We start from the raw sequence: 26,538 nt of genomic DNA on the forward strand, positions 1-26,538 counted from the left end.
ACCTTTTTTTGGTAACTTTTATTCCTTGTTTATGACAGCTGGCAACGTAATAATTGCTTCGGTTCCTTTTCCACTCTCACTTTGATATTCAACCGTACCATTATGTGCCTGTAGAATACTAAACGTTACCATCAGCCCTAGACCAGTTCCTTTTTCTTTTAGCGAATAATAAGGCTGCCCAAGTCTCGCTAGCTGTTCTTTCGTCATCCCAACACCGCTATCTTTTACTCGTATCATAATGACATTACCTTGTTGAACAGCGGTTACTTTTAAATACCCTTTATTTTCTTGAATCGCTTCAATTCCATTTTTAACAATATTCATAATTGCTTGTTTTAATTTTGTTTTATCGCCAATTGTATATAGATTTTCAGAAATTTCAACTTGTAAATAGACACCTTGCATTGCAGCAAATGACGACATTAAAGTAGTCATTTCAATGAGTTGTGCAGATAAGCATATGTGTTCTTTTTTATCAATTTGTGGCTTGGCTAAATTTAAATAATCCGAAATAATTTGTTCAGCTCGATCTAGCTCTGCCAATACAAGACGCATATAGTCCTTATTCTTTACATCTTCTGTACTCTCTAACAACTGAATAAAGCCACGAACAACTGTAAGAGGATTTCGTACTTCGTGTGCTACACTTGCCGCTAGCTCACTTATGATATTCAGTTTCTCAGATTTTTGCATTTCTGTACGCAGCAGCGCATTTTCATTTAAATACTCTGTTAAATACACTTGAAATACCATTGTCATAATCATAATAAGAGAAGCAAATATGTATCCGCTGTATAAGTGAGACATAGGTGGCGTAAAGCCTGCTCCTAGCAACACATCAAACATCTCGAATACTAAACAGACGAGCACATATAAAGATGATATGATGAAGGATAAAATAAGCTTCTTATTCCTTGGGAAAATGGTCCACTTTTTAGATAACAATAGAGGAATAATTGCAAGAAACAGAACTTCTATTATTCGAAACCAATTTAGCCCATGCAAAAACCAATCGTATATAACAAAAATAAAAGCTGGAATGATTCCCACTATACCACCATACAAAAATCCACTGATAATCGGAATTTGGTGAAAATTATAACCACAAACATTACCAAAACACATGGGATACGTCATAGAAAGAACAAGCGTAATACTTGATAAAAACATAATAAAGTAGCGATTGGGCTTTGGAGGCATATTTTGATAACGATTTAGGCGAATCGCTTCATATAAAAATAGTGGCAGAATAATGATAGCAACTTGAATCATTAAGTCACGGATAAGCACCATACCCTCTCATCCCCTATATGTATTTTGATATGATTATATCATTTTATAGACATTTATGTTTTAAAATTTAGATTTTTCTCAACATTTTTGTAAATCATTTGTGAACATTAGTTAAGAAATGTTACAACTTTCCGAAATGATTGTAAACCCTGTACCAAATTACAACTAGGCAGTATACAATGAATACAGATTAAGAAAATAAAACAAAACACAGTCCAGTAAATGGACAATTATAACAGCATACGGCATATAATCCATACTATCTATGTTTACAAATAAGTGACCACTATTTTAGTAGGAGGAAGATAAATATGGCAGGAACTACGCTTGTTTTAAATGAGGAAAATTTGGTTGTTCTCGAAAATGTTGATAAATCAGTATACGAGGAACTACAAGAAAAAACTGGAGAAGAAAATTGCACATGCGCTGTCGATGCATCGGTTGTACATCTTGGAAAGGTATCTTCTGTTCTTTGGAATGAAGATGAGATAGATTGGGCATACGGTTATTAAAAAGGTCGCATTAAGCGGCCTTTTTTTATATGCTTAAAGAGGATGTTCAAAAAGTCCGGTAAAGATTGCCGCCCTATTTCTTCGTTACGTCGCCACTCCGGTACTCATGTAGTTCCATCTACACTCCTTATCCTCCTAGCTTCCGCGCCTCGAACTACTCGGCTCTCTTTATCCTTCTTTTTGAACACGTATTTAAAAAGCGAAGATATAAAAAATATGGTAAAATAAAAGAAATTTTGCAACGGAAGAAAGGGAGACAAAATGGAACAATTCATTAATCCAAGAGTAAAGGATATTCAAATTTCTGGTATCCGTCAGTTCTCTAATATGATTCAAAACTATGATAATCTCATTTCTCTAACAATTGGACAACCCGATTTCCCAACACCTTCTTTAGTAAAAGAAGCTGCAAAACGGGCGATTACAGAAAACTTTACGAGCTATACACACAATGCTGGGCTACTAGAATTACGCAAGGCGGCTTGTAATTTTTTGAAAGAGCGTTACGATTTACACTATTCACCAGAAGACGAAACAATCGTTACAATCGGTGCGAGTGAAGCAATCGATGTTACGTTTCGTACGATTTTAGAAGAAGGCACAGAAGTTATTTTACCTGCTCCTATTTACCCTGGCTATGAGCCTATTATTCGGATGTGTGGTGCAACACCTGTTTTTGTAGATGTTCGTGAAACCGGATTTCGCTTAACAGCTGCTGCGATTGAAAATGCGATTACAGACCAAACAAGATGCATCGTTTTACCTTATCCTTCTAATCCAACTGGTGTAACACTCTCAAAAGAAGAATTAACAGACATTGTAGCTGTTTTAAAAGATAAAAATATTTTCATCCTTTCTGATGAGATTTACAGTGAACTTGTATATGAAGATGATCATACGTCCATTGCTCATTTTCCCGAAATGCGTGATAAAACAATTGTCATTAATGGTTTATCAAAATCCCATTCCATGACAGGCTGGCGTATTGGTCTTTTATTTGCTCCAGACTATTTAGCAAAGCATATTTTAAAAGTTCATCAATATAACGTTACATGCGCCACTTCAATTGCACAATATGCTGCGATTGAAGCATTAACAGCTGCAAAGGACGCACCGCGAATGATGCGTCATCAATATAAAAACCGTCGGAATTACGTATACAGTCGTCTGACTCAAATGGGCTTAACAATAGAAAAGCCCACAGGTGCGTTTTATTTATTCCCGTACATTGGAAACTTAACATCTTCATCCTTTGATTTTGCAGTTCAACTTGTCAAAGAGGCCGGCCTTGCTGTTGTTCCCGGAACAGCATTCTCAGAATATGGAGAAGGTTATATTCGTCTTTCTTATGCTTATAGCATGGAAACATTAAAGGAAGGCTGCGACCGTTTAGAACAATTTCTACAGCAAAAAAGCTAAGAGGTTCCCCTCTTAGCTTTTTTGTATATTGTTAAAACAAGTTTGACGCTTCAATAATTTATGTGGGATGATAATACATTTCGTGATTGATTCTGAGTGTTCTATCTTGTCAACTAAAGCTTTTGCCGCTTCATACCCTAATTGATAAATGTTTACATCCACTGTTGTAAGTGGTGGGCTTGCAATTTCAGATAATAAAGCATTGTTAAAGCTAACGATAGAAACATCTTTCGGCACAACAAATCCCTTTTTCGATAGCGCACTTAAAACTCCTAGTCCAATTAAATCATCTGTCGCCATAATCGCCGTTGGTGGCTTTGAAAGTGCCATTAACTCTTCTACAGCTTGCTGACCACTTTCCCTTGAGAAATCAAAATGTAAAATATATTCTTTCGGCAAAGGAACATCAGCTAGTTTCAAAGCATCACTCATTCCAGCTAAACGATCTTTCGTAACAAGTAAATCTGAACCTCCACCAATGAAGGCAATTTGCTTATGTCCTAGTGAAATCAAATATTCCGTTACTTCCCTGGCAGCTGTATAGTTATCATTATCTACATATGTAATTTCATTTTTTCTTTCATATGGCTTGCCAATTAAGACAAACGGAAAATTTTGTTGCTGTAAATATTGAATAATGTGATCATTTTCACGTGAGTACAGAAGAATAATTCCTCCAATTTGACGACCTTGTACCATTTTTACAACGCCATTAAAAATCTCTTCTTCTGTTTCTCCAGTTGATATATATAAGGAATATTCTTCTACATGTGCAAACGAACTAATTCCTCGAAGAACCTCAGGGAAAAATGGATTTTGAAATGCTTTACTTGCAGAACTTGGCATAACAAGTCCAATTGTTTTCGTCGTTTGATTCGCAAGACTTCTTGCATTTAAATTCGGATGATATCCTAACTCATTCATCACTTTACGTACACGGCGCTTTGTTTTTTCACTAATACTTGGATTATCCGCAATAACACGCGAAACAGTAGAAGGAGCAACATTTGCTTTTTTTGCCACATCTTTAATTGTAACTGTCATAAATTTGTTCCTCCTCTCTTCTTTTTTACATGATTTATATAAGTTGCATCTATTTTTGTACCGTTCATATAGAACCCTCTATTAACCCAAACCTACCTTTTCCCTCTCCATGTATTGTAAAGGATACAGCTTTATTTTCCTATACTATAAAATATTTTTTTCACATCTTTCAATTCCTATGTCACATCAATCACCATAAAAAACATATTTTATAATATGGAAAATCCCCATCATTTCTATAAAATGAAACTTTTATCAGCGAGGGTCTTACTGCCCGTTCATGTGGGATAAAAAAAGAGAAATGGGACATAAAGTCCCATTTTCATCCCTTCGTTCCTCCAGCTGTTAAACCGGAAATAAAATATTTTTGCAGCGATAAGAATAAAATGGAAATTGGTATTGCAATTAATACAGACCCCGCTGCAAATGTTGTAAATTCATTACCAAACTTTTTCGCTACCATTTCGTACAATCCAACTGCTAACGTATAATTTTCTGGCGTACGTAAAATGATGCTTGCTAAAATAAAGTCAGTAAATGGACCGATAAATGTGAACAATGCTACAACCGCAACAATTGGCTTTGCGAGTGGCATGATAATTTGCCAAAAGATGCGAAAATGACCTGCTCCGTCCATACGAGCTGATTCGTCCAATTCTTTTGGAATGGTATCAAAGTACCCTTTCATGAGCCACGTATTCATAGGAATCGCACCGCCGACATAAATTAAAATTAATGCAAGATGTGTATCAATTAATCCTGTTAGCTGCGCTAGTATATATAATGCAATTAACGCTGAGAAGTTTGGAATCATTTGCAAAATTAAAAATGTTACTAAACCGTTCTTTCGCCCTACAAAACGATATCTTGAAAATGCATATGCTGTAAAACTAATTGACAATACAGAGAAAATCATTGTCAAAACACTAACTTTCAACGTATTTTTATACCAAAGTAAATAATTACTTTTGGAAAGATCAAGTAGTTCTCGATAATGATCTAGCGTTGCATTTTTCGGAATGATGCTTGATCCCGACAAACTATCACCTGGATTAAATGATGAACCAATAATCCATAATAATGGATAGAAAATAATGACACACATAACGAAAATGACGAAATAACTTAATGAAAGACGTAACATCTTCTGTCGTTTTATATTCATTTACATCATATCCTCTTCTTGGAATGATTTTGTTCTTTTAAATTGCCATAAAGCAACTGTAATAACAATTAACGATAAAATCAGCGTCAGTGCTGCCGCTTTCCCATATTGAGCTGATGTCATCGTTAACTTATAAATCCAGGAAATTAAAATATCTGTTCCACCTGCATTTTGTCCTGATACAGCCGGACCACCACTATTAAACAGATAAATAATACTGAAGTTATTAAAGTTGAACGTATATTGCGTAATTAAAATTGGTGCAGTTGCATATAAAACGAGCGGCAATGTAATTTTACGAAATTGTTGCCAAGCTGTTGCACCATCTACTGTAGCCGCTTCATATAATTCACCTGGAATCGATTGCAATATACCTGTCGTCATCGCAAAAATAAACGGAAACCCCAGCCATGTTTGAATGAAAATCAAAGCGACCTTTGCCCAAAATGGATCTGTCATCCAAGCTATCTTTTCGATTCCAAATAGAGCCAACACCTGATTGTTAATTGCCCCAAAGGATTCGTTAAACATACCAGCAAATACGAGAATAGATACAAACGCTGGAACTGCCCAAGGTAAAATAAAGATTGTGCGAATCACTGCTTTTCCTTTAATCCCTGGTTGATTTACTAAAATTGCTAAGAAAATACCAAGTGCCACTTGCAACGTCGTTGCGACAAATGTCCAAATGACGGTCCAAGATAATACACTTAAAAATGTATCTCTCCACATTGGTAATGTGAAAATATCAATAAAGTTTTTAAAACTAACCCACTCTACCAATTTTGCAGGTGGAGAATGATATAAGTCATAGTTTGTAAATCCAATTAATAGAACAAAAATAATCGGAAATACAACGACAAAGATAAGTAGTAGAAACCCTGGTGAAACCATCAAGTATGGGAATCCTTGGTCTAATAGATGGTGATATTGTTCCTTCACAGAGTTTAGCGGTATTCCTACGTCACGTTTCTTCCCATTTTGATAGGCATCGTATAGATTAAAAGCATATACTCCTAGCCCAAATGCAATAACAATAAGTGCTAAAATACCCTCTACCAGTAGAAAAATAGAATGATCACGAGGAACTTCTGTACCTAGCGTTACAATTCCCCATAATCCCATATTTAACAAATCAGCAAACGCTACAAAAAATGAGCAGGTTAGTACAAGAAAGATAATACCTTTTACATATTGTTTATTGTACAGTTGGCCAATGCCTGGAATGATTGACAACATAGCAGCTGTTTTTCGATGTTTTAAACCGTTCACTTCTTGAGTTGGTTCAATAGATGTTTGCATTGTTCTTCCCCCTTTTTTCTTCCCCTTGGAAGGAGGAGAATTCGTGTCCCTCATTTACAAGAGACACGAATTCTATATTATTTTTGCTTACCATGGTTCGCTTCAATATTTCCTTTAATTTGCTTGACTGCTTCATCAAGTGCTGCTTTTGGTTCTTGTTTTCCCGCTGCAAGTAACTCTAATGCAAATCTTGCTGGCTCCCATACTTCTTGCATTTCTGGAATGTTCGGCATTGGGATACCAGTTGCAGCCTGTGTAGTTATCGCTTTTGCAGCTTCACTATCCTTAATGATTGGATCTTCCATTAATGATTTTACAGGAGGAATTTCTTTTGATTTTTCATAGCGAATTTTTGCATTTTCTTCATTCGTTACCCAATCAACAAATTTCGTTGCTAAATCTTTATTTTTTGAAAAACTTGTTACATGCCATCCTTTTACACCAACAAATGTTTTCATCGGCTCACCATTTGGCAATTTTGGCATCGGTGCTACACCATAATCAATTCCGGCTTTTTCCATTGCTTGGAATGCCCATGGACCGTTCATAATAGAAGCAGCTTTTCCTTCATTAAACAATCCATCAGCAGCTGCCCCTCCAGATTCACCAATGATACCTTTCGGGAATAGCTTTTCCTTGTACCATTTTTGAATGTATTCCATACCTTGTACTGCTCCACTACTATTTAATCCGATATCCGCTGTATTTGGTTTACCATCTTTCTCACCGAATACATATCCTCCCATACCAGCCATAAATGCATTCGCAAAATACAAATTATCTCCTAATGCTAAAAATCCATATTTTCCATCTTTTGTGAAATCTTTCGAGAATTTGTATAGCTCATCCATCGTTTCTGGTGCTTTTGGCATAAACTTTTTATTATAAATAAAAACTGGTGTCTCAATCGCTTTCGGCAATCCATATAATTTTCCTTTATATGTTTGCGCTTCTAAAGACAGATCAGTAAATTTGCTCTTTACAGCATCATCAACCTTTACTTCGTCAATTAAACCTTCTGTAACAACATTTCCAATATGGTCATGCGGTAATGTTACAACATCAGGCCCTGTACCTGCTGGTCCATCAAGACGCAGCTTTTTCGTTTGATCTGTCATTTGAATTTCTGCAACTTTTACTTTTACATTATATTTCTTTTCAAAGCTCTTTACTGCTGGTTCTAAAGCGACACCTTTTTTGAGGTCTTCCCAAACAAGAAGATCATAATCTTTCTTCTCCTTGCTCGCTTCCTTTTTCTCTGAATCTTTCGGGCCACATGCAGACAACATACCAATTGCCAAAGCAGAGACCGTTAACAATGATAGCGCTTTCTTCATCCTCAAAACCTCCCTAAATTATGTACGTAATATCTCAATCAATGAAAACGTTTGCAGTTGTGATTTTAATAGAAGCGCAAACAATCTTCCAATCTATGAAAACGTTTGCGCTATTTGTCTATCATTATACATTCTTTTATTAGTTTTGCAAATATTATCTTTCTTTATTTTTCAAAAAATTTATGAATTTATTGTTTATAATCATTGACTTTACACGAAAGGAATACTACCCTTATAAACAATATCAAGATTATATAAAAGGCAATCGTTTGCAAAATGTTCTTATTTATAGAGATATCAAAGGGGGATTTTCTATATGTTTAAAGAAGCGATATACCATAGACCAAAAGATAATTACGCATACGCTTACAACGAAAAAACGATTCATATTCGGTTACGTACAAAAAAAGATGATGTGGATATCGTCTCACTTATTCATGGCGATCCTTATGAATGGCATGATGGGAAATGGAACACAACAAACATACCGATGAAAAAAAGTGGATCAACAGATTTATTTGATTATTGGTTCGTTTCAATCGAACCGAACTTTAAGCGCTTACGATACGGATTTGAACTAAAAAACAATACGGAAACGATCATCTATACAGAACGCGGCTTTTTCTCCGAAACACCTAATGATGATGTTGGAAACTTTTTTTGCTTTCCATTTATTCATGAACAGGATGTTTTTAGAGCGCCTTCATGGATAAAAGATACAGTCTGGTATCAAATTTTCCCAGAACGCTTTGCTAATGGAGATACTGCATGCAATCCAATAAATACACTTCCATGGGGAAGTACTGCTCCGACGGCAACTAACTTTTTCGGTGGAGATTTTGCTGGGGTTATCCAGCACCTTGATTATCTTGTGAATTTAGGGATTTCTGGAATTTACTTCACTCCCATCTTTGCAGCACACTCCAATCATAAATATGACACAATTGACTACATGAAAATTGATCCGCAATTTGGGGCGAAAGAAACTTTCAAAAAACTTGTTAACGCCTGCCATGAACGCGGCATAAAAGTCATGCTAGATGCCGTTTTTAATCATAGTGGATACTTCTTTGATAAATTTCAAGATGTTCTTAAAAAAGGCGAGCAATCTCGCTATATCAACTGGTTTCATATTCATGAGTTTCCAATTGTAACAGAACCACTTCCAAACTATGATACCTTTGCCTTTACACCACATATGCCAAAATTAAATACAGCCCATCCAGATGTAAAAGAATACTTACTCGAAGTAGGACGTTATTGGGTTAGAGAATTTCACATTGATGGCTGGCGCCTTGATGTAGCAAATGAAGTGGATCATAGCTTTTGGAGAGAATTCCGTAGTGAAATAAAAGCTATTAACCCTGAGGTTTATATTTTAGGAGAGATTTGGCATGATGCTCTACCATGGTTACAAGGCGATCAATTCGACGCTGTAATGAGCTACCCTGTTACAAACGCCCTGCATTCTTACTTTGCAAACGAAACAATTCGAGCAAGTGAATTTATGGAACAAATTACAGCTTCTCTTCACTCCTATTCCATGAACGTAAATGAAGCTGCTTTCCACCTATTAGACAGTCATGATACACCAAGAATTTTAACAGCCTGTAATGGAAATAAGGATAAAATGAAGTTACTCTATGTATTCCAGCTCTCCTTTATCGGTTCACCATGTATTTATTACGGTGATGAAATCGGAATGGATGGCGGAATGGATCCGGATTGCCGAAAGTGTATGGTATGGGATGAAGACAAACAAGACAAAGAATTATTCCAACATATAAAGACGTTAATTTCACTACGAAAACAACACAAAGCATTTGGTGGACATGGGACATTTCAGTGCATTGAAGCAAACGATGAACAGGGTTACATTTCTTATGCGAAAACATATGGTGAAGAAACAATTTTCTTTGTTTTAAATCCAAAAAATCATGAAATCTCAGCTCCTATACCTTTTGATATCTCTAGTAAAAAAATCGTCAACCTATATACAAAAGAAGAATTTTCAGCGGAAGCAAACTCATTACAAGTTACACTTTCACCGTATGAATTTTCAATTTTGAAATGGTAAAATATAAAGTGAAATTTTAATCAGTGGGGGGTCTTCATCCCTCACTGATTATTAGTTTTCACCAATCGGGCTTTTACAGGCAGACAACCCGTTCCCCACCTAACTTCTTTACTTTCGCTGTATAGGTGCTATCTTGACCTGAATAAAGAATGACACATTCTACTCTTCGTCCTTTCACCGCTTGTTTGAGTGCCTCCATAGCTAATCGAAGGTTTGGCGACTCATTTATCACCTATCACGATTAAAGGCTTTCATGATTACGGAAAGCTACAAGGTACGCTCTTCAAACATTAAGTATGTCACATCGGTAAACTACTTGTCCCTCGAAACTGCTACATTGAATTGACGTTCTAAGAGATATGGTGCTACTACCGGTTCAGCACCATTTATATACTTCTTTTTCTTGCGACTCACTCTCGATAGCAAGTTGTAACTCTTCATAATGCGTAATACTTTTTTATGATTGATACAAACCACTAGTATGCTTAAATGCATAGAAAAAGCTACTCATTTGAGCAGCTTTCTGAAGGGAATATTTCTTATTTTACTTTAGACAATACATTTTGTTGAAAATCTCGTTCTTCCTGATCTGTATATCCAACTGATACAACTTCTTGAATATCATCATGGTTAAATAAATAAGTAAAATCTGGGTTAATATGGCCTTCTGGGTAAGGACATCCAATATAGTCGAATTTTTTTATATTGTCAGTTTCCACTTGTTGTTTACGTCCGAAAATCATGAGTTTCTTTGTACCTTCTTTTAAGGTTACGATAGAGCCTATAGGGAGAAGTTGTGAAGTCATTGTATTTTTCCTTTCTTATTAATTTTAGTATTTATTTAAAGTTAAGAATTAAAGCGATTTAATGTGTTTTGTTGTTTTTTAGGTCAAAATAAAAATAAAGGTGTATACCATACATACTAAAAATAATAGCCAATAACGAAAAGACTAAAATTAAAAGAATTGCTAAACCATTCTGTGATAATATACCTATACATATTTGTCCGATAACATATCCCAGGCCTGAAAAATACACGATTGGAGGAATTTTTATGTCGTCTTTGTCTCCATGCTTTAACCTTCTTAAAAAACTTTTTATTCCAAGAGAAATTAGTTTGTAAATTGTAAAAATATAAAGTAAAAAAGTAACAATGAAGAACAGTGGTGTTTCAATCTTAATAAAAGTGTAAGCTAACTTTTGAATAACTATAAAACTTCCAAAAGAAAAAGTTGCTCCTATAAATCCATTATATAATAAGTGTACCAGTCGTAATTCATGAGGTTTATAAAAAAACATCCAGATTCCCCATATATTGGATATTAACAAGAAGGGAAAAATTATATATAAATAAATAGTATAAGTAGGGGGAAATAAAAATGGTGTTAGAATCATAAAATTTATAACAACCCATACCATAACGACACTTGATCTAATGCTAAAAGGCATCAATGTTTGAATAATTTGTTCTGTGCTTTTTCCGTGATATTTTTCCATATAAATCCCCCATAAAAATTAAAAGATTTTATCTAGTGTAGAGCCTATGCCTGATTTTATTCTATCTTTTAAACTGTCCTCTTTGTTATCGTTATTCCAATCTCCTTTTTTAAATTTAATACCATCAAGCACTATACTTGCTCCCACAGAGATTACAAAACCAGTTGCAGCTCCTGCAACTGTTCCTATTGGCCCTCCAAATGCAGTTCCAATAAGGGCACCAGCTTTAGCGCCTGCAAAGGCACTTACAGCAGTTGTACCAACACCGATTGCCGCATCACCAATAATGTCACCAGCTATCTTACTTGTTGATGCTTTGTTTTCAATATTTTCCTTTGTGTCATTAACTACGTCCCATGCTACAGCAGCATACCCTAAAGCATTTGTTTTTAATTTCAATGAATCTTTAAGAAATTCTTTTGGTGATAGAAGGTGTCTTTTTATATCGTCTATTTGTTTTGCTTCATTTAAGGGTAATTTTGTTCGTCTTATTATATTATTTCCATTTTTATCCTTTAGCAGGGTGCGATTTTGAACCCGGACCATTTCCTTTCCTTGTTTATTTGTGTAGGTTGTTGCACGCAAACCTTTTTGGTGTAAAGAAGCAAGTTTGTAGGCAGCTGCCCCTTCTGTTAAAGTTCCAAGTAAGGTAAATGAAGACCCCATAGGATTATCTTTCCAGTCATCGATGTCACCGCCAAACGGTGCGAGCAAATTAAAGTCAATTGTTCCTTCGCCAAATGAAACCTCTTCTTGATCAGCCTTTTCAAAGCGATCGGCAGCTTTTCTTAATGAATCACTATGCTCTTTTAAGCCATCCGTTACAGTAGCTAACTTTGAGCCTGCATATAGGGATTGATTTAATACAGCATCTCTTCCGGATACTTGGAAAGGTAGGTTAAGTAACTGCTGATTGATACGTTGATATGTTTCAGATAGTTCATGAGCTGTATGTTCTATATTAGAAGCGAGTTTCCTTAGATGAGCAGGAGTAACCTTAATTTCGCTGCTCATTTTATTTCACCGCCTAACGCTTTAAGATAAAGCACCATTTTTTTTATCTCTTCAATAATTGTAAAGGTATCAAGGCAAAGAAAATGTATTTGCTTTTGCTCATTATTTAATAATTCTTGAATAAGCCAATATTGGTTTTGACTATACAAAAACTGAATGCGGTCTGTATACCATGAATCTTTTACATAATAATGAACTTGAACAGTATTTAATTCTTCACGGTTATGTATAATGTTTGCTAATTCTGCGGCAACTTCATTATTTAAATAAATTGTCAAGAAGTCTAATAACTGCTTTTGTGATTGATTTAAAAGGTCTTCTTTATATGCAGAAGAAGGAATTTTAAATGTACAATTTGAACGAGGGTAAGTATTTTTAGGCTGTAGTGTTTGATATACAAATTGCCATGCTACCTCAGGTGTCTCGCATTCTTTAAATGTACATTGTTTCTCACCGCTAGCATCTGTTATTCTATTATGTATCACTTTTTTATCATTAAAATAGAAAACGTTCTTTTCTATGGTGTTGTTTTTGTTTATCTGTACTTCAATAGCAAAGCCTGTAGTTAAACAGATACGGAAATATTCTAAAAGTTGTTTATCGCATAATGTTTCATCTTCTTTTATTATGAGTAGCTCTTCGTTTGTCCAATGGTCATACATTGCATCTAATTCTTTGTCTATTTCTTCATCTGACCAATTTTCGAAGGGATTATCAATTCCAATCATTGTTTCACGATCAAACATACCAGTTAATACATATACTTCCTTATTTGATAAAATAAGAGGCTCAATATTCAAACATTCCCACTCCCTAGCTCAATATATAATCTCTAGGAAATATAATACAATAAAAAAATGATTCAATCTAGTAATCATCAGTTCTTGAAATTATAAAATTCTAAAAAGGGAGAAAGGAAAGCAATTAAATTAAGGCTTTTCGAGGTAACAAAAAACAACATTTTTTCCTTTTGCCCTTCGGAGTTGATGCCTCGAATTGACATTCTAAGAAGTGTGGTACTATTACAGGTTCAGCACTATTTATATACTTCTTTTTCTTGCGGCGCACTCTCGATAGTAAGTTGTAATTTTTCATAATACGTAATACTTTTTATAATTGATACAAATCCCATTCTTCTAATCGTAGCCGTTCTATTTCACTTAGTTCTTAAGATCCTTCTGCTTTCCTCCAGGAGGCTGATGGAAATTATGAGTCTAGTTTAGATAATACCATTTCATCCATGTTTTGATTTGACTTACATTTTTAATGTCTATCATCTCCATAATCCTTCGGTTGGAATAACCCTCTTCTTTCATTTCAACTACTTTCCACTTCACTTCTTCTGGATAATAAACTCTTTTCTTCAAATGAAAAACACCTCCGCTTAATTCGCATGTTTAGTATGCGAATTAAGGAGGTGTTTTGTTCATCTCCCACTAATTGGGTTCACTTTATTTCTGGCCCAAAACTTTTCATTATTTTAATTTATACACTCTCGTTTCATACGGCTTTAAAACAATACTTTCAATCGTTTCATCCTGCACATCATAATTGTGTATCAATAATTCTGAACGACTAGATACACTTTCCTCTGGCATTTCAAATACACACTCATCCTCAGTAAAGTTCGCAATGACAAGTAATTTTTCATCCTTCCACGTTCTCACATAAGCAAAGATAGATGGATGTTCTTCTAAAATTAAATCATATGTTCCATACACAATGATTTCATGCTTTTTACGAAGCTCAATTAATTTTTTATAGTAATAAAAAATAGAGTTTTGATCTTGCAACGCTTGCGTCACATTAATTTCTTTATAATTAGAATTTAATGCGATCCACGGTTCACCCGTTGTAAAACCAGCATATTCACTCGCGTCCCACTGCATTGGTGTTCTAGCATTATCTCGCCCTTTTATATAAATAGATTGCATCACTTTTTCTTTATCTTCACCACGCTCAACCACTTTTTCGCGGTACATATTCAGCGTTTCAATATCTCGGTACTCATCAATTGAAGTGAATTGAACATTTGTCATCCCAATTTCTTCTCCTTGATAAATATAAGGAGTCCCTTTCATCATATGAAGTACCGTCGCTAACATTTTAGCTGATTCTATGCGATATGTTTTATCGTTACCAAAGCGAGAGACAACACGAGGCTGGTCATGATTGTTCCAATACAAACTATTCCATCCTGTTTGTTCTAACGCTTTCTGCCATTTTGTTAAGTTCTGCTTTAGTGTAAGGAGTGAACATGTCTTTACATCCCATTTACCACCCTCTCCAGAATCTAAGTCCATATGTTCAAACTGAAATACCATTTGTAATTCTTGACGCTCTTCTCCTGTATAAAGTTTCGCTTCTTCTGTTGTTACACCCGGCATTTCGCCGACCGTCATAATGTCATATTGAGACAATACCGCTTCATTCATTTCATGTAAATACGGGTGAATATTTGGTCCGTTCATAAAATATTGATGACCCGATACGTAACCTTCTGTTTCTGTTTCCACAACTGGTAACCCTTCTGCTTTGGAAATGAAGTTTATGACATCCATACGGAAACCATCAATCCCTTTTTCAAGCCAAAACTTCATCATCTCATAAACATCTTTTCGTACTACTTCATTATCCCAATTTAAATCTGGTTGCTTTTTAGAGAATAAATGTAAATAATATTCGTCTGTCGCTTCATCATACTGCCAAGCGGATCCACTAAAAGCGGCTTCCCAATTGTTTGGCTCTTTTCCATTTTTCCCGGGACGCCAAATGTAGTAGTCTCGATATGGATTATCCTTTGACTTACGTGATTCAATAAACCAATTATGTTCATCTGAAGTGTGATTAACAACTAAATCCATCATTAACTTCATATTACGCTTATGCATTTCGCTTAGTAGTTCTTCCCAATCACTCATTGTTCCGAACTCATCCATTATTTTGCAATAGTCACTAATATCATAGCCGTTATCATCATTTGGTGATTCGTAAACTGGTGATAACCAAATAACATCTATGCCTAGCTCTTTTAAATAATCGAGCCTTGAAATAATACCACGAAGATCACCAATCCCATCACCATTACTATCCATAAAACTACGCGGATAAATTTGGTATACAACACTTTCTTTCCACCATTGTTTCTCCATCATGCTACCCCATTTCATTATTTAATTCAAAAACAGGCGCAAACGTTTTCATTAATGAATCATATCAGATTTTAAAAGAAATGAAAACAGCGCTTACAATTTTCTATATCATTTTAAAAAATGTAATTATCGCTCCTACCACCTTACAATCATTATATTTATAAATGCTCTAGCAAAAATGTATCCCCCCTAGCAAATTTATGAAAACGTTTTATATTTTTACATCGTTTATATTTCTTTTTCTTTTACATTCGTTTATAATGAATTTTAAAGAAAACGTTTGCACATTTTTTCACTGGGAGGAAAAATCATGGCAGAACTAAAGTTAGAAAACATTTATAAAATATATGACAATAACGTAACGGCAGTAACAGACTTCAATTTACATATACAAGATAAAGAATTTATCGTTTTCGTTGGTCCATCTGGATGTGGAAAATCAACAACATTACGAATGGTGGCTGGACTCGAAGATATTTCAAAAGGGGAATTTTCAATTGATGGCAAGGTGATGAATAATGTTCCTCCAAAAGATCGTGATATTGCAATGGTCTTTCAAAACTATGCGCTCTATCCACATATGAGTGTTTACGACAATATGGCGTTCGGTTTAAAACTACGTAAAATATCAAAAGATGAAATTGACCGCCGGGTAAAAGATGCAGCTCACATATTAGGACTTGAAGAATATTTAAATCGAAAGCCGAAAGCCTTATCCGGGGGACAACGACAGCGTGTCGCGTTAGGACGTGCAATTGTTCGTGATGCAAAAGTCTTCCTAATGGACGAACCATTATCAAATCTTGATGCAAAATTACGTGTAGCTATGCGCTCTGAAATTTCTAAACTGCATCATCGCCTTGGAACAACAACTATTTATGTTACACATGATCAAACAGAAGCAATGACAATGGCATCACGCCTTGTCGTTATGAAGGATGGGAAAATCCAACAAATCGGTACACCAAAAGAAGTATATGAAACTCCAGAAAATATTTTTGTTGGCGGGTTTATCGGCTCACCTGCGATGAACTTTTTCCGTGGTCAATTAACAGGACATCACTTTGTTATAGACAATAAAATAAAAGTTAAAGTATCCGAAGGAAAAATGAAACTACTGCGTGAACAAGGTTATATCAACAAAGAAATTGTTTTAGGAATTCGCCCAGAAGATATTCATGATGAGCTTCTATTTTTGGAAGCTTCACAAGACACAACATTTACGACACAAATTGATGTTGCCGAGCTATTAGGTGCGGAATCTATTTTATATATGAAACTCGGAAATCAAGATTTTGCGGCTCGCGTTGACGCTAGACATACCTTTACACATGGAGATACAATTAAACTTGCATTTGATGTGAATAAAGCACACTTCTTTGATGCAAAAACAGAAAAACGAATTCGCTAAAGTTCAATTTTTCTCCATCCTCACCTTACTTCTCTGCTTTCTACAGAACTTTGAGGTGGGGGGGATTACTGCCCGCAAATAGCGAGATAAATACAAAAAAAACCGTCCACATATAAGTCGAGGGCGGTTTTCTACTATTATACTAGGGCTCCTACTGCATGAAATGATTGTTCTTTCACACCAATAATACCGAAAATAGGTAAATCGGTTAACCTCACTTCTTCTTGCTGTTTCATAAAAGATGACGTTAATTGCTTTATCCCTATCCAAACATCATTAATGCAAAGTACATTGGAATCGTTCTCTTGTTGCCGAGAGAAAATAGAATCTACTTTATATAAGCCAGCATTATTAAACAAGACATCTATGTTTTTATAAGCTGCAATAGCAACTTCTATAACATGTTGCCAATCTTCTTGCTTCTCCATATCATGAGCAACAAAAAGCGCTTCTCCGCCTAAACCTACAATCTCCTCAGCTGTTGCTTGTCCACTTTCTTGATCAATGTCCGTTACAATTACTTTTGCACCTTGTTGTGCCAACAAAAGAGCTGTACTACGGCCAATGCCGATACCTCCACCAGTTACAACGGCAACTTTCCCTGCAAGTTTCATCGTCATTACCCCTTCTGTAAGTCTTACCGTCATTCAGTATACTCCTTTCTTTGTTATGTCTGCAAGCAGGAAAAAGTCACCCTTATCACCGTAAACGCTTACTTATTTACTGGCTTTCTCTTTTTCTTACTATTATATTGATCAAACACTAAACCGATAAAAATAAGTATCCCCAAAAAAATCAAGCTGCCTCCTGCCATTCCAATCTCCCCCTTGTTATATGACACTATCTTTTTATTCATTATATTATTCCCTTAATTTTCAATCTATTAAACAAAAAAATTGGATGTCTTAAAAAGTTTGGTATTCCTTACTTTCTAAAACATCCTTAACTAATATGGAGGGTACTATATAGGAGATGCCCGTCCTATATAGATTCCATTATACCAACTTAATTTATCGAATATTGTAAAAACTTAGGTTGAAATAAAATATTTTTAATAAATGTTTATGCATCTTACTTCTCTTTCTCATTACAAAAGGTAAGCATATATTAAACATATCTAATACGTGCTTACCTTTATTTTTAGAATTCTTAGCTTTTACATCTTGATAGTTTTTGAGCTTTCAGGGACTATACGATACTCATCACTTTCGTTTTCATAATTAAATCATGAAAACCACAATTGTCATGACGAAACAACATCATATACACATTAACAATCGATGGAATTCCAAGTAGCAATATGTTTGGTATTAACAATACAAAAAAACGAGCTGTCAACGCTTGTATTGTTAGCCTTTCACTTGTTAGTGAAATAAGCCTTGTGCGCGTAATTTTTTTACCTATTGTACAACCGTTCCAAACAAATGGCACGAAAATAAAATATACAGCCATTAATATAAATACAAGCGCAAGGTCGTATCGATAGTCGCCCAGGCTAATATTAAAGCGATTGAAGATGGCACCATAGTTTCCCGTTGCAAGTGCCACAACCGCACCGTACATAACAGAAATAAAAAACATATCAATAATGGAGGCACCTAGGCGATTCATTACCACCACTGGACGATGCATCTTTAACTTCATTTTATGTCGACTCCTTCGTATCCTTCTTTACCTCTTTCATCGTAACATTTCTAAAAAACATTGTAAATAACTCATATATTGGCGTTTCTTTCCCTTTTCTTGTACAATGTGTTACAACAGCGTTTTAGAAGGAGGACATCATATTGAAGCAATGGATAATCGTATTTGCTATTATATTGTTGACTGGCTGCACAGCGAATTCTACTCATTCCTCTTACACCATTAACGATGAATATGAACTGATTAATACTTCCGGAAACGCATTTGAACTTTTTCCAAAGCAAGACGCTATATATGCTACGCAATATATTCCAGCAAAAATTATAGAAATTGCATGGGATGATATATATATTATGGCAAAACAAATTGAAGAAAAATCAGACCCAAATAACCCAGAAGCAACGATTGCAAATAAACAAAACGAACATTATTGGATTATTGACGTGAAAAATAATCGCCGTTTTGGTCCTTATAACGAAAAACAATTTCAAGAGCAAAAGGAAGCGTTTCGAATTTCTAAATCATTACAAACCGTAGAAACATATATAAATGAACAAAACAAACAGTCAGCAAAATCATAGAACTGACTGTTTGCTCCAAGCCAAGCATTGTGAACGAGTATCTTCTCCCACGATATTTGATATTACTTCATGCGTTTATCATGATAATCAGGATGTTCACCTTTCATCGTAATAACCGCACCACAATTTTTACAAACCTCTATCTCCGCCACAGTTTGTGCAAATAAAGTAAGCTGACTTTCCATACTCGGGGCTACTGTTCCCTTTTCTATCTCTTTACTTCCACATTCATAGCATCTTTTTTCCACTTTTACTTCCTCCTTTGCACTCTATCCCTATACATTCGCTTCCATACGACAGATTTCCTGTTCTTTTTCCATGCAAAAAACCACCTCACTTTGAAAGTGAGATGGTGAATTTTTTCGGTTCAGACATATTTTCATGTGTATCGCCCATTGCAATAGCATCTGTTGTAAAGTCTATTTTGGTAATCTCTTTTTTCCCATCATTAAGTAATAACCCAATGATTCCTTCTCGTGTCTCACCTGGCTTGTAGTCTGCTCTCGTCACGCCTTTTGTACCAACTAACGTATCCTCTCCGTATAAAAAGTTTTGAGTCGGCACGTTAAATTGTTGATCTTCATTGATGACAACATCATTCATGGAGAAAAACTGTATTTCTTTATCACCGCTATTTTCTACTTTGTATGAAATCTCGACATAACGTACTGTATCACTGATGTCTTTTCCGCTTAATGAAGCATATAATTCCGCATCTTCTCGGCTCACTTCATCACCAAGTCTACGTTGTACTTCTTCCGGAGTTAATGCTGTATATACCTTCAATGTGTCTTTTGCATCCTGATTCATATGTGATAATGCAATGACTTTTACATCTTGTACATGAATTTTCATTGGGGCTACTTCAAATGTTTGATTCACTTGTTTCATTTGTTCTAATTTGAATGTCCCCCATTCTTTTTGTTTTACAGTCTGTCCAACTTTTTTCAATTTTCCGCCACCATATTCAGTTGTTTCTGGAATTGATTCTCTCTTCGTTTCCTTCGTTTCCTTCGCTTCCTTCGTTTCTTCTTTATGAAAACAACCACTTAATAAAACTATGAAACTACATAAAATACAAATACTTTTCCACGCTTTCATCACTCTACTCCTAACAATCTAATTCATAATTAAACTCGATAACACGAATCATTTCTTGTCCCGTATATTGCCGAAACAATGAAAAGTCCACAAAAAACACTTGTGATTTTTGATACTGTATAAATCCATTTTGATTTTTCGACATATAGCCGTGGCTATGGATAACAAAAGGTGACCTGCACTCGTTTTCTCTCTTTGTTTTCACTATGTCTGGGCAGGAAAAGGATCTGACCGCTTCTATGCATGACCGGATGCTCTCTCCCACCTAAAAAGAAGGGTTTTATGTCGTTTTTTTAATTTGTATTTATATATTATACTCCCTATTTGTAGAATTTGAAAATATGGGTCTACCAACGTATGGGCAATAAAGAACCCAAATGCCATAACCATTAACCAACCCCAATACTTCTACTTCTTTCTCGCTGGTGTAGAATCTACTTCTTTTATAGACCCTCAACATTTCCAAAGAACAAACACCGGCAACAAAAAAACCACTTATAAAAGCCTCACTTTATCATAACGACAACAATTATCCGTATGCAAGACTTATTTCCACATTCTGATATTCATATTAAAAATGATACAATACATATGTAATTTTCAGAAAAAGGCTTATATACTTTAGACGAGCCTGAAGCAGCTTTGTCACCGATGCGTCAACTCTCGATGCTCATCCGTATGCATGAGTTAGCCCAGCAGCAATCACGATTTATTATCGCAACGCACTCCCCTCTTTTGATGGCGTATCCAAATGCCAGTATATATTCTTTAACACAAGAAGGAATGAGTAAAGTAGCCTTAGAAGAAACAGAACATTATCAGACAATGAAACTCTTTTTTGAAGACCAGGATCGCTTGCTTCATCATCTATATAAATCCATTTTGATTTTTCGACATATAGCCGCGACTATGGATAACAAAAGGTGACCTGCACTCGTTTTCTCTCTTTGTTTTCACTATGTCTGGGCAGGAAAAGGATCTGACCGCTTCTATGCATGAATGGATGCTCTCTCCCACTTTAAAAGAAGGGTTTTATGTCGTTTTTTTAATTTGTATTTATATATTCCATTCATAGTATAAGAAAATACCGAAAATGATTATACATATCTATTTTAAACTACTCTACATCAAAAAAAGAAGCAGCATGAGCTGCTTCTTTTTATAATGCTTCTATAAACAATGCTACTCCAATGCCGCCACCGACACAAAGAGATGCAATTCCTTTTTCTAAACCTTGTCTTCTTAATTCATGAATTAAGCTGACAGTAATACGAGCGCCTGTGCAACCAATTGGATGTCCAAGTCCAACGCCACTTCCGTTCACATTTACTTTCTCACGGTTTAAACCAAGCTCTTTCTCTACCGCTAAGTATTGTGCTGCAAAAGCTTCGTTAATTTCTAATAAGTCAGCGTCTTCCACTGACCAATTCACTTTTTCTAAGCCTTTGCGAATAGCTGGTGCTGGTCCAATCCCCATAATCTTTGGATCTACACCTGCTACAGAATATCCAACGATTCTTGCTAACGGCTGCAATCCTTTTTCTTTCGCTTTTTCTTCACTCATTAATACTAAGGCTGCACTTCCGTCATTAATACCTGATGAATTCCCTGCAGTTACTGTACCACCTTTACGGAATGCTGGCTTTAACTTTTCCAATTTTTCTTGTGTAATATCTGCACGTGGATGCTCATCTTTTGCAAACACAACTTCTTTTCTACGCTCTTTTATCGTAATCGGAACAATTTGTTCATCAAAATAACCTGCTTCAATTGCCTGAAGGGCTAGTTGATGACTACGCAATGCGACCTCATCTTGTTCCTCTCTTGTAATCTTATATTGTTCAGCAAGATTTTCTGCTGTTTCACCCATCATAATGTTATGTATCGGATCTTCCAATATTTCCCACACTGTATCACGAATTTCTCCGTGCTGCATACGCTGTCCCCAACGATGCTGCTTTAATGCATAAGGGCTAGAGCTCATCGCTTCTACTCCACCTGCTACGACAATATCACTTACCCCTAATTGAATCTGCATTGCCGCTGACATAATTGCTTGCATACCAGAAGAACATTGACGCTGAATCGTATAACCTGTTACAGTATCAGGAAATCCGGCTGCTAACGCGGCAGTTCTAGCGGTATTCGCTTCATCTGTTCTTTGAATGCAATGTCCTAAAATTACCTCATCAACTTCGTGCGGTTCCACTCCACCTCTTTTTACAGCTTCTTGAAGTACAGGAACGATTAATTCCACTGGTTTTACATTTTTTAATGCTCCTCCAAAAGTTCCAATTGGCGAACGAACTGCAGCTGTAATTACCACATTATGCATCGTGCACTTGCCCCTCTCTTATGTCCCTAGTAAATTTTTGGATGGAATAACATAAGCTGTATATCTAGATTTATCATACTACAAACATACTAAAAAATCAAAATATTTAATATAGTAAGAATAGATAAAAATACAAATTAAAAAACCGACATAAACTCCTTCTTTTTAGGTGGGAGAGAGCATCCATTCATGCATAGAAGCGGTCAGATCCTTTTCCAGCCCAGACATAGTGAAAACAAAGAGAGAAAATAGAGAGAACAAAAAAATAGAGAGATTCCACCTCTCTATTCCGTTAATGCATATAAAAATTTTTGTAATATTTTTTCTGTCGTTTTATTTAATTTCGGTAATTTATCGGCAGGGAAATATCGAATATCTAATCCTTCTTCATCACACTTCATTTTCCCAATCACATGGTACGCTTGAAAAAGATTGATGACATTGAAAATCTCATCTCCATTCGGATAGCGATAATACAATTCTTTACCGGAAAGAACACCGAGAAACTGTAATGTCTCAGCCTCTAATCCCGTTTCCTCTAACAGTTCTCGCCGAGCTGTTTCTTTCGTTGTTTCTCCAAGCTCCATTGCACCACCCGGCACTCCCCAATCATATGTATCCGAACGATATTGAAGCAACACCTCTTGCTTTTCATTTAAAATGATAACTGCTGATCCTACAAGAATAAGCGGTCTAGTACCGACTAAATTTCGTAACTCTTCGATATACCCCATTGCATAACTCTCCTTTCATCTCCCTCCCTATCATAGCAAAATTCCTTATTTTTTTGTTCTATGTATTTGAAAATATTCTTCTCAATAAAAAAAAGGAAGCATTTACTTCCTTTTTTACTTCTAACCACGAAAGCTTTCATATTTCACATCTTCAAATGCTTTCTCAATCTCTTCATTACGATAATGAACATATGTAAAACGTCCTAATTCTACTAAACGAGCAATTTCTTGTAGTGCTTTTGTTTTTTCATATGCTTCCTCAATTGTTATATGTACATAAAATTTCATAAGTGGATGTTCATACAAAGATTCACCAACCTCCACATATACGTCCTTTACCCCTTGAACCACTCTTACATAACTTGCAAACTGATAAACAGCTTCACGATCCGAAACAATTTTAAATGTATACATGTATTCTCCCCCTTTTCTTTTTACTATACCAGAAAGAAACAAATATAACTTTATTGAACTATGAATATTTTCTGACTTATTTTGTTAATTATTTACGGTTCAAAATAAAGTGAAACTTTGATCAGTGGAGGGATTACTGCCCGCGAATAGCGGGATAAATAAGTCATACATTTGTCCCACTCTAACGATTAGTAGAAGTTTCACTTTCTAGGCATTTACTCCATACAAACCGTCCCTCTCCCACATACAGTATAGCAATTAACCGTTTTTTCATTCGAGGTGTATAGGATGTATCCATACGTCAATATATGTATTTGTATTACCCCAGGCTCCAACATTGCAAATGACCGCATTGCAAAAGATTTAGCAATTGCTGAATCTATATGGAAACCAATTTCATTTCAAATTATAGATGTCATCATATTAGATGAAGCATTTCGGTTTCACGATAGTGAAATTAGCTATTTAGAGTCTATTCAAAAACAACCAAAGGTTTCTTCTTTATTTAATACTTGTTTATCAGAAACGCCAGATTGCGATATTTATATTTGTTATATTGGGAGTAATTATTTTAAAGAGCAATCCGTTATTGCATGTGCTTACTCGTTAGCCATGCAGCAAAACATTACAGGCTATATCATACTTACAAATGCTGCTTCCCCTTTAAAAAACATATACACACTCGCTCACGAGCTCGGTCATGTTTTATTTACAAGGCGCATTCAAGGAAAGCTTACACATGCCGATCCTCACTCTCTAACGGGCTCTGAACATCATCCTTCTTCTACAAACCTCATGCATCCTATCGTTCCTCGTCCTGATATAGTCAACGTTGATTCTTTATTAACAAAAGAACAGCGAGATTTATCTTTACAAAGCCCTTTATTACGTAAAGAAAAAACGTAACGATGATAGTTACGGTTAAAAGAATATATTCCAGTCCATACAGTGAAACTTTAATCAGTGGGGGTGCTTTATCCCCCACCTAACTTCTTTGCTTTTTACTGAATTTTGAGGTGGGAGTTTTACTGCCCATTAGTGCGGGATAAACATACATATCCTGATGTATCATCTAATAAATTGCTAAAATAATCTTCGTCTTCCATAGAAGAAGTGGTGTCTTCCTCCTTTATTCCTTTTGTTCTTAAGTATACGCCCGTACCTATTAAAAACTTTTCGCCTTTCCTTCCAGTAATCGTTGCACGCTACTTTGCATCGCTTCCCAGCGTTCCATAAATTCATCTATTGCATCTTCACCTTTTTCTGTTAATGTATAATATTTTCGCTTTGGACCAGATGGAGATTCCTTCATTGTGCTTACAATTAATCCCTCTTTTTGCATCCGAATTAATAACGGATAAATACTACCTTCACTTGCCATTGTAAAACCATACTGCGCCAGTTTTTCGCTCATTTCATATCCATATATTTCTCCTTCAGAGATAATGGCAAGAAGGCATCCTTCAAGAATCCCCTTTAGCATTTGACTTGTCGACATAATTCAAATCCTCCCTCTATCTTGTTTTACAAGATAGATAAGTGTAAGTATCTTGCTTTACAAAGTAGTAGAGCAGAGGCTATTTTGTAAAACAAGATAGCTAAACATATTTTTCCCAAATGTTTGCAGGATTTCCTTTGTTTTTTCTCTAAATAGAGCAATAAGACTATTCTACCAATAAAGGAGTGCTTACTTGATGTTCACGAATCGCGTTGTATTTTTAACAGGTGCTGCAAGCGGAATTGGCTATGAAATGGGGAAAGCTTTTGCAAAGGAAGGTGCGAAAGTTGTAATCAGCGACCGTCTTGAAGATCGTTCCAAAGAAGCTGCCGAGCAGTTACGTCACGAAGGGTATGAAGCAATTGGAATGAAATGTGATGTCACGTCCGAACAAGAAATTTCACAAGCTATTTCTGAAACTGTTACACACTGGGGTTCACTTGATGTTTTAATCAATAACGCTGGTATGCAGCACGTTTCACCTATTGAAGAATTTCCAACAGATAAGTTTGAACAGCTCATTAAAATTATGCAAATCGCACCATTTATTGCGATTAAACACGCTTTCCCTATTATGAAAAAACAAAAGTATGGCCGAATTATTAATGTTGCATCTATTAATGGACTTGTTGGTTTTGCAGGAAAATCTGCTTACAATAGTGCAAAGCATGGTGTTATTGGTTTAACAAAAGTGGCTGCTTTAGAAGGAGCAGAACATGGAATTACTGTGAATGCCCTCTGCCCAGGCTATGTCGATACACCTCTTGTTCGCAACCAACTACAAGATTTAGCAACAACAAGAAATGTGCCGCTAGAACGTGTATTAGAAGAAGTCATCTATCCGCTCGTTCCACAAAAACGCTTGTTAGCAGCACAAGAGATTGCCGATTATGCTTTATTTTTAGCTAGTGAAAAAACAAAAGGTGTAACTGGACAAGCTGTTGTTATCGATGGTGGCTACATAGCGCAGTAGTTTTTTATCCCGCTATTTACAGGCAGTAAGACCCC

Annotated in this window: 26 protein-coding genes and 3 pseudogenes; 8 read left to right on the plus strand and 21 right to left on the minus strand. The window is 35.6% G+C overall.

Going from position 1 to position 26,538, the window contains the following annotated elements:
* Positions 1 to 18: 18 nt before the first annotated feature.
* The gene (locus QRE67_RS18560) at positions 19 to 1,293 is read right to left on the minus strand and encodes a sensor histidine kinase (protein WP_286121694.1); all 1,275 of its coding nucleotides are present in this window, start codon (positions 1,291 to 1,293) and stop codon (positions 19 to 21) included.
* Positions 1,294 to 1,604: 311 nt separating this feature from the next.
* Between QRE67_RS18560 and QRE67_RS18565 the strand changes: the two genes are divergently transcribed.
* Positions 1,605 to 1,805 carry a protein YkzT gene (locus QRE67_RS18565; RefSeq protein WP_286121695.1) on the plus strand — a complete coding sequence of 67 codons (201 nt, stop codon included), beginning with the start codon at positions 1,605 to 1,607 and terminating at the stop codon, positions 1,803 to 1,805.
* 261 nt (positions 1,806 to 2,066) lie between these two features.
* Positions 2,067 to 3,224 carry an aminotransferase A gene (locus QRE67_RS18570; protein WP_286121696.1) on the plus strand — a complete coding sequence of 386 codons (1,158 nt, stop codon included), beginning with the start codon at positions 2,067 to 2,069 and terminating at the stop codon, positions 3,222 to 3,224.
* Between the two features lie 12 nt (positions 3,225 to 3,236).
* Here QRE67_RS18570 and QRE67_RS18575 read toward each other — a convergent pair whose 3' ends face one another.
* The 4 genes from QRE67_RS18575 to QRE67_RS18590 form a co-directional block, all read right to left on the minus strand.
* Positions 3,237 to 4,268: a LacI family DNA-binding transcriptional regulator gene (locus QRE67_RS18575; protein ID WP_286121697.1), complete on the minus strand. Its 1,032-nt coding sequence runs from the start codon at positions 4,266 to 4,268 to the stop codon at positions 3,237 to 3,239.
* Positions 4,269 to 4,590: 322 nt separating this feature from the next.
* Positions 4,591 to 5,433: a maltosaccharide ABC transporter permease MalD gene (gene malD, locus QRE67_RS18580; RefSeq protein WP_286121698.1), complete on the minus strand. Its 843-nt coding sequence runs from the start codon at positions 5,431 to 5,433 to the stop codon at positions 4,591 to 4,593.
* Entirely contained in the window at positions 5,434 to 6,735 is a 1,302-nt protein-coding gene (locus QRE67_RS18585) for a carbohydrate ABC transporter permease (protein ID WP_286121699.1), read from the minus strand. It lies immediately after the preceding gene.
* 77 nt (positions 6,736 to 6,812) lie between these two features.
* Entirely contained in the window at positions 6,813 to 8,072 is a 1,260-nt protein-coding gene (locus tag QRE67_RS18590) for an extracellular solute-binding protein (protein ID WP_286121700.1), read from the minus strand.
* A 316-nt stretch (positions 8,073 to 8,388) separates the two neighbouring features.
* On the opposite strand from QRE67_RS18590, the gene QRE67_RS18595 reads away from it, so the two are divergent.
* A complete protein-coding gene (locus QRE67_RS18595) occupies positions 8,389 to 10,149 on the plus strand; it encodes an alpha-glycosidase (protein ID WP_286121701.1) in 1,761 nt (586 codons plus the stop codon).
* A 112-nt stretch (positions 10,150 to 10,261) separates the two neighbouring features.
* Here QRE67_RS18595 and QRE67_RS18600 read toward each other — a convergent pair.
* From QRE67_RS18600 to QRE67_RS18630, 7 genes and pseudogenes are all read right to left on the minus strand, one after another.
* Positions 10,262 to 10,623, minus strand: a pseudogene (locus QRE67_RS18600) (IS3-like element ISBt2 family transposase); the annotation flags it as partial.
* Positions 10,624 to 10,688: 65 nt separating this feature from the next.
* A complete protein-coding gene (locus tag QRE67_RS18605) occupies positions 10,689 to 10,955 on the minus strand; it encodes a DUF4176 domain-containing protein (RefSeq protein ID WP_286121702.1) in 267 nt (88 codons plus the stop codon).
* A gap of 58 nt (positions 10,956 to 11,013) precedes the next feature.
* The gene (locus QRE67_RS18610; RefSeq protein WP_286121703.1) at positions 11,014 to 11,646 is read right to left on the minus strand and encodes a hypothetical protein; all 633 of its coding nucleotides are present in this window, start codon (positions 11,644 to 11,646) and stop codon (positions 11,014 to 11,016) included.
* 18 nt (positions 11,647 to 11,664) lie between these two features.
* The gene (locus QRE67_RS18615; RefSeq protein ID WP_286121704.1) at positions 11,665 to 12,660 is read right to left on the minus strand and encodes a WXG100 family type VII secretion target; all 996 of its coding nucleotides are present in this window, start codon (positions 12,658 to 12,660) and stop codon (positions 11,665 to 11,667) included.
* Positions 12,657 to 13,460 carry a hypothetical protein gene (locus QRE67_RS18620; RefSeq protein WP_286121705.1) on the minus strand — a complete coding sequence of 268 codons (804 nt, stop codon included), beginning with the start codon at positions 13,458 to 13,460 and terminating at the stop codon, positions 12,657 to 12,659. Before QRE67_RS18620 ends, QRE67_RS18615 begins: the two co-directional genes overlap by 4 nt.
* Before the next feature lie 169 nt (positions 13,461 to 13,629).
* Positions 13,630 to 14,027, minus strand: a pseudogene (locus QRE67_RS18625) (hypothetical protein); the annotation flags it as partial.
* 108 nt (positions 14,028 to 14,135) lie between these two features.
* Positions 14,136 to 15,812, minus strand: a complete 1,677-nt coding sequence (locus tag QRE67_RS18630; RefSeq protein WP_286125322.1) for a glycoside hydrolase family 13 protein — start codon at positions 15,810 to 15,812, stop codon at positions 14,136 to 14,138.
* Positions 15,813 to 16,122: 310 nt separating this feature from the next.
* Between QRE67_RS18630 and QRE67_RS18635 the strand changes: the two genes are divergently transcribed.
* The gene (locus QRE67_RS18635; protein ID WP_286121706.1) at positions 16,123 to 17,223 is read left to right on the plus strand and encodes an ABC transporter ATP-binding protein; all 1,101 of its coding nucleotides are present in this window, start codon (positions 16,123 to 16,125) and stop codon (positions 17,221 to 17,223) included.
* Positions 17,224 to 17,360: 137 nt separating this feature from the next.
* Here the strand turns inward: QRE67_RS18635 and QRE67_RS18640 are convergent, their stop codons facing one another.
* The 3 genes from QRE67_RS18640 to QRE67_RS18650 form a co-directional block, all read right to left on the minus strand.
* The gene (locus QRE67_RS18640; RefSeq protein WP_286121707.1) at positions 17,361 to 17,870 is read right to left on the minus strand and encodes an SDR family NAD(P)-dependent oxidoreductase; all 510 of its coding nucleotides are present in this window, start codon (positions 17,868 to 17,870) and stop codon (positions 17,361 to 17,363) included.
* A gap of 65 nt (positions 17,871 to 17,935) precedes the next feature.
* Positions 17,936 to 18,037 (minus strand): flagellar motor protein, encoded by a 102-nt coding sequence (locus QRE67_RS18645; protein ID WP_286121708.1) that lies wholly within the window; start codon positions 18,035 to 18,037, stop codon positions 17,936 to 17,938.
* A 374-nt stretch (positions 18,038 to 18,411) separates the two neighbouring features.
* Positions 18,412 to 18,867, minus strand: coding sequence for an RDD family protein (locus QRE67_RS18650; protein ID WP_286121709.1), 456 nt, complete (start codon positions 18,865 to 18,867; stop codon positions 18,412 to 18,414).
* 143 nt (positions 18,868 to 19,010) lie between these two features.
* Between QRE67_RS18650 and QRE67_RS18655 the strand changes: the two genes are divergently transcribed.
* Positions 19,011 to 19,448: a DUF3997 domain-containing protein gene (locus QRE67_RS18655; protein ID WP_286121710.1), complete on the plus strand. Its 438-nt coding sequence runs from the start codon at positions 19,011 to 19,013 to the stop codon at positions 19,446 to 19,448.
* A 62-nt stretch (positions 19,449 to 19,510) separates the two neighbouring features.
* On the opposite strand, the gene QRE67_RS18660 is transcribed toward QRE67_RS18655, so the two are convergent.
* Positions 19,511 to 19,696, minus strand: coding sequence for a hypothetical protein (locus QRE67_RS18660; protein ID WP_286121711.1), 186 nt, complete (start codon positions 19,694 to 19,696; stop codon positions 19,511 to 19,513).
* Between the two features lie 85 nt (positions 19,697 to 19,781).
* Entirely contained in the window at positions 19,782 to 20,552 is a 771-nt protein-coding gene (locus tag QRE67_RS18665) for a hypothetical protein (RefSeq protein ID WP_286121712.1), read from the minus strand.
* A 594-nt stretch (positions 20,553 to 21,146) separates the two neighbouring features.
* On the opposite strand from QRE67_RS18665, the pseudogene QRE67_RS18670 reads away from it, so the two are divergent.
* Positions 21,147 to 21,476 (plus strand): annotated as a pseudogene (locus tag QRE67_RS18670) (hypothetical protein); the annotation flags it as partial.
* Positions 21,477 to 21,708: 232 nt separating this feature from the next.
* Here the strand turns inward: QRE67_RS18670 and QRE67_RS18675 are convergent.
* The 3 genes from QRE67_RS18675 to QRE67_RS18685 all read right to left on the minus strand — a co-directional run bounded on the left by QRE67_RS18675 (position 21,709) and on the right by QRE67_RS18685 (position 24,032).
* Positions 21,709 to 22,884, minus strand: a complete 1,176-nt coding sequence (locus QRE67_RS18675; protein ID WP_286121713.1) for an acetyl-CoA C-acetyltransferase — start codon at positions 22,882 to 22,884, stop codon at positions 21,709 to 21,711.
* 284 nt (positions 22,885 to 23,168) lie between these two features.
* Positions 23,169 to 23,618 carry an NUDIX hydrolase gene (locus tag QRE67_RS18680; RefSeq protein WP_286121714.1) on the minus strand — a complete coding sequence of 150 codons (450 nt, stop codon included), beginning with the start codon at positions 23,616 to 23,618 and terminating at the stop codon, positions 23,169 to 23,171.
* 120 nt (positions 23,619 to 23,738) lie between these two features.
* Positions 23,739 to 24,032: a DUF3928 family protein gene (locus tag QRE67_RS18685; protein ID WP_286121715.1), complete on the minus strand. Its 294-nt coding sequence runs from the start codon at positions 24,030 to 24,032 to the stop codon at positions 23,739 to 23,741.
* A 288-nt stretch (positions 24,033 to 24,320) separates the two neighbouring features.
* Between QRE67_RS18685 and QRE67_RS18690 the strand changes: the two genes are divergently transcribed.
* The gene (locus QRE67_RS18690) at positions 24,321 to 24,938 is read left to right on the plus strand and encodes an ImmA/IrrE family metallo-endopeptidase (protein ID WP_286121716.1); all 618 of its coding nucleotides are present in this window, start codon (positions 24,321 to 24,323) and stop codon (positions 24,936 to 24,938) included.
* Positions 24,939 to 25,197: 259 nt separating this feature from the next.
* Here the strand turns inward: QRE67_RS18690 and QRE67_RS18695 are convergent, their stop codons facing one another.
* Positions 25,198 to 25,530, minus strand: a complete 333-nt coding sequence (locus tag QRE67_RS18695) for a PadR family transcriptional regulator (RefSeq protein WP_286121717.1) — start codon at positions 25,528 to 25,530, stop codon at positions 25,198 to 25,200.
* A gap of 196 nt (positions 25,531 to 25,726) precedes the next feature.
* On the opposite strand from QRE67_RS18695, the gene QRE67_RS18700 reads away from it, so the two are divergent.
* Entirely contained in the window at positions 25,727 to 26,503 is a 777-nt protein-coding gene (locus tag QRE67_RS18700) for a 3-hydroxybutyrate dehydrogenase (protein ID WP_286121718.1), read from the plus strand.
* The last annotated feature ends 35 nt before the right edge of the window (positions 26,504 to 26,538 follow it).

The sequence above is a fragment of the Bacillus sp. DX3.1 genome (assembly GCF_030292155.1).
Taxonomy (GTDB): Bacteria; Bacillota; Bacilli; order Bacillales; family Bacillaceae_G; genus Bacillus_A.